The organism is Bradyrhizobium altum, assembly GCF_020889705.1.
GTDB lineage: Bacteria > Pseudomonadota > Alphaproteobacteria > Rhizobiales > Xanthobacteraceae > Bradyrhizobium > Bradyrhizobium altum.
In genome coordinates, this window is record NZ_JACMYP010000446.1 from 1 (window position 1) to 3,860 (window position 3,860).

Annotated in this window: 4 protein-coding genes; all 4 read right to left on the reverse strand. The window is 68.7% G+C overall.

Annotation, left to right across the window (positions count from 1 at the left end; genetic code table 11):
• Nucleotides 1-1,769, reverse strand: a 1,769-nt coding sequence (locus H8B02_RS45925) for a xanthine dehydrogenase family protein molybdopterin-binding subunit (RefSeq protein WP_229172311.1), incomplete at its 3' end; no start/stop codon positions are given.
• Between the two features lie 15 nt (nucleotides 1,770-1,784).
• Nucleotides 1,785-2,243: a (2Fe-2S)-binding protein gene (locus tag H8B02_RS45930; RefSeq protein WP_229172312.1), complete on the reverse strand. Its 459-nt coding sequence runs from the start codon at nucleotides 2,241-2,243 to the stop codon at nucleotides 1,785-1,787.
• Nucleotides 2,244-2,258: 15 nt separating this feature from the next.
• Complete coding sequence (locus H8B02_RS45935) at nucleotides 2,259-3,152, reverse strand: FAD binding domain-containing protein (protein ID WP_229172313.1); 894 nt, start codon at nucleotides 3,150-3,152, stop codon at nucleotides 2,259-2,261.
• Nucleotides 3,149-3,860, reverse strand: a 712-nt coding sequence (locus tag H8B02_RS45940) for an ABC transporter permease (protein WP_229172314.1), incomplete at its 5' end; no start/stop codon positions are given. The genes H8B02_RS45940 and H8B02_RS45935, both read right to left, overlap by 4 nt.

Below are 3,860 nucleotides of genomic sequence, written 5' to 3' on the forward strand. Positions count from 1 at the left end.
CCGGACACCGGGCCAGCCAGCGCCTGGGCGCGGGTCGCGACCTCCGCGACCGTACGGCCGGAGCCTGGCGCGCCGGCGATCTCGATCCGCCCGTCGCGCATCACGAGATCATCGGGCGCAGCCTCGATCATCTCGGAGGCGACCTTCAAGAGCTTCGTGCGCACCTCCTGCGCTGCCGACAGGCTGGCCGCGCCGAGCGAAACGGTGGTGCGGCCGCCGCCGACGCCGACATCATAACCGGCCGCATCGGTATCGGCCGCGCGGACGATCACATGCTCGGGTGCAATGCCGAGCGTGCTGGCCACGATCTGCGGCAGGCTCTGCATCATCGAGCCGGATCCAATCTCCACACCCGACGTGACCAGCGTCGCCGTGCCGTCGGCATTCATGTTCACCGTCGCGGCCGATGGGCCGACGAAGACGAACCAGGTGCCGACGGTGGTCGCGCGTCCGTAGAGCCGACCGTCGGTGCGCTCCGGCGGCGGTGCTGCCGCATCGCGCAGCGTATCCATCCGCTCGAGCATCGGGCCGAGCACATTGCCTTCGAATACCTGGCCGGTGGCGCCGAGATCCCTGTCGCCGAGTACATTGCGGCGGCGGAAGGCAAGCGGATCCATTCCGATCCTCGCCGCGATCTCGTCGGTGTGGCGCTCGAGCGCAAAGGTGTTGTAGACCCCGTTGCAGCAGCGGAACGCGCCGTTCGGCGCCGTGTTGGTATAGACCGCGCGCGAGACCATGCGCACGCTTCCAAGCCTGTAGTTGCCGCCGAGCGTGTGCGCGGTCATGGTGGTCAGGAAGATCTGTTCGCCGCCATAGGCGCCGCAGTCCATCAGGACGATCGCCTCGCGCCCCACGATATCTCCCGCGCGCGTCACCGCCGAGCGGATGCGGATATCGGCGTTCTCGCGGAACAGGCAGGTCAGCATCTCCTCCTCGCGCGAATTGACGAGGCGCACCGGCCGGCCGCTGGCGCGGGCGAGCAGGGCGGCGAAGGGTTCAACGGCCAGATCGAATTTTAGACCGAAGCCGCCGCCGACCGGCGGCACCGTGACGCGGACCTGTGATGCGGGCACGCCCAGCAGGCGCGCGGTCGCATTGCGGATGCTCCAGGGAACCTGCGTCGACGTCTCGATGTGGAAGCGTCCGTCCTCGTAGCTCGCGACGACTGCGCGCGGCTCGAAGGCCACGTGGTTCTGCCGGCCGACGCGGAAACAGCTTTCGACGATCTCGACGTCGGGCCGGGCAAAGGCGGCATCGACGTCGCCGCGAATGACGGTCGCCTCCCAGGCGACGTTGCCGCCACGCGCGCTTCCTTCGAGCAAGACCTCATAGCTGCGCCAGTCCGGATGCACCAGTGGCGCACCCGATGCCAGCGCATCCGCCATGGTCAGGACTGCGGGGAACGGCTCGATCTCCACGTCGATCGCCGCGAGTGCGGCCTGCGCCTGCGTCAATGTGGCGGCTGCGACCGCGGCCAGCGGCTCGCCGTCGTAGCGGATGACGTCGCGGGCGAAGAGCGGGTGATCGGCGATGCCGATCCCGATCATGCCGGGCGCATCGGCCCCCGTCACGATCGCACGCACGCCCGGCATGCGGGCCGCTCTGGACGTATCGAGACGAATGATCCGCCCCGCCGGCACACTGGCGCGCAGCACCGCGGCATGCAGCATGCCGGGCAGATATCGGTCGATGGTATAGCGCGTGCGGCCGCGCAGCTTGTCGGCAGCGTCACGCCGGCGCAGATCCATTGTCGCGGAAACGTCTGACATCCTTGCGTCTCCCGATCATGTCGTGGCCAAGGCGAGCAGTGTCGCCTCGACGATGCGTTCATAGCCCGTGCAGCGGCAGATATTTCCGGTCAGCGCCGCCCGGATATCGTCACGGGTGGCGTTCGGCCGGGTCGTCAGGAAATGTGTCAGGCTCACCACCATGCCGGGAAAGCACATGCCGCACTGGACGGCATCGCTGGCCTCGAGCGCGGCCTGGATGCGGTTCAGCGTTCCCTGAGGTGCAAGGCCTTCGACGGTGCGGATCTCGCGGCCATCGGCCAGCGCAGCGGGCAGCAGGCACGAAGGCGTGGGCTCGCCGTCGACCAGCACCATGCAGGCGCCGCAAAAGCCCTCGCGACAGACAGGTTTTGCGCCGGTCAGATGCATCTCTTCGCGTAGGATATCGACCAGCGGGGTGGCAGGATCGGCTGCGGAGGGGAGGCGATCGCCGTTGACGGTCAGGTTGAATCCCATGTCATCTCCGCGCGTTCATGAGCCAAGTGCAGCGATCGCGGCGCGACGGACGAGGCCGGGTAGCACGCTGACACGATACCAGGCCGGCGCATCGACGCTGTCGCGGCCGACGAACTCGTCGGTCAGTTCAGCCGCACGACGCGCCGCCGCTGCGGCGTCGAGTGGATGTCCGATCAGCGCGGCTTCAAGCCGAGGCCAGCGGCGCGCGCTGGGTTCGACCGATCCGACCGCGATTCGTGCCGTCTGGACGCGGTTCGCCGCGTCGACGCTGAGCGAAAGGCTGACGATGGCGACCGGATAATCGCCCGATCGGCGCAGCGGCAGGCGGACATGGGCGGTCTTGTGTTCTGCCCGAGGCACGATGATCCGTGTCACCAGGCGGCCGGGTGCGAGCGTTGATCGGACCGCGAGGAAATGCGCCAGGCTGATGCGCTCGCGACCGTCGCGGCCCGAGATCTCGACATCGGCATCGAGACAGAGCAGCGCCGGCACGCAATCCGCCGCGGCGAATTCCGACGTCGCGAGATTGCCGCCGATCGTCGCCATCGCGCGGATCGCGGGGTTGGCGGAGCCTCCGGCGGCGGCTGCGAGGCCGGCAAATTCAGGAAGGTCGCCCAAAGCTGCCGCAAGCGCGGCGTGCGTGACCGCCGCGCCGATCTCGATTGCATCGCCGCCGATCCGGACCGCGGTCAGCTCGGCGATCCTTCCGATGGCGACATAGTGGGTCTTGAGCGGCTCGTGCCGGATCGGCGATCTCATGATCCATGTGCCGCCGGCCAAGGGAGCGCCCGCCGCACCGTATTCGCTCAACGCATCGAGTGCGGCGGCGAGCGAGGGCGCGACATAGATCGATGCCGGCGCATCGCGCGCTGAGACCGGGCCGTTCTGGATGGGAGAGCCTGACATCATTGGCGCCGCTCCTGCCGCAGGCGATCCAGCAGCACGCCGATGATGACGATCGCGCCGAGCACGACCATCTGAACGTATCCGTCGATCCGGGTGAGGTTCATGCCGTTGGAGAGAATGGTGATGAACAGGGCGCCGAGCACGGCGGTGCCAACGCCGCCGCGTCCGCCTGCCAGGCTCGTTCCGCCGACCACGGCGCCGGCGATCGCCTGCAGCGACAGCGCGCCGCCGAGGTTCGGTTCGCCCGATCCGGTCCGCGCCGTCATCATGATCGCACCGAGCGCGGCAAGTCCCGAGCACAGCACATAGGTCGCGACCAGGATGCGCTTGACCGGCAGGCCGGCGACCGCCGCGGCACGCGGGTTGGTTCCGATCAGATAAAGCGATCGGCCGAAGACGGTGCGCGCCAACAGCAAATGAAGCCCGACGCCGACCGCGAGGGTGATCGCAATCGCCGCCGGCACGCCGAAGATGCTGCCGCTGTAGAAGATCTGCGAGAACGGTGCCGGCACGCCTTGCACCGGCCGCCCGGCCGAAAGGGTGGTCGCAATCCCGATCGCGATATTGTAGCTGCCGAGGGTCGCGACGAAGGGATTGACCCCGAGCAGCGCGACGACCACGCCGTTGAAGAGACCGCACGCGATGCCGAGGGCGAAGCCGGCGCCGAGCCCGGCGAGCAGCACGGCGCCCGCGCCGTGGCCAGACGCCGTG

Coding starts and splice junctions, on each gene's coding strand:
- H8B02_RS45935 (WP_229172313.1), bottom strand. CDS start 3,152: ATGATGTCAGGCTCTCCCATCCAGAACGGCCCGGTCTCAGCGCGCGAT.
- H8B02_RS45930 (WP_229172312.1), bottom strand. CDS start 2,243: ATGGGATTCAACCTGACCGTCAACGGCGATCGCCTCCCCTCCGCAGCC.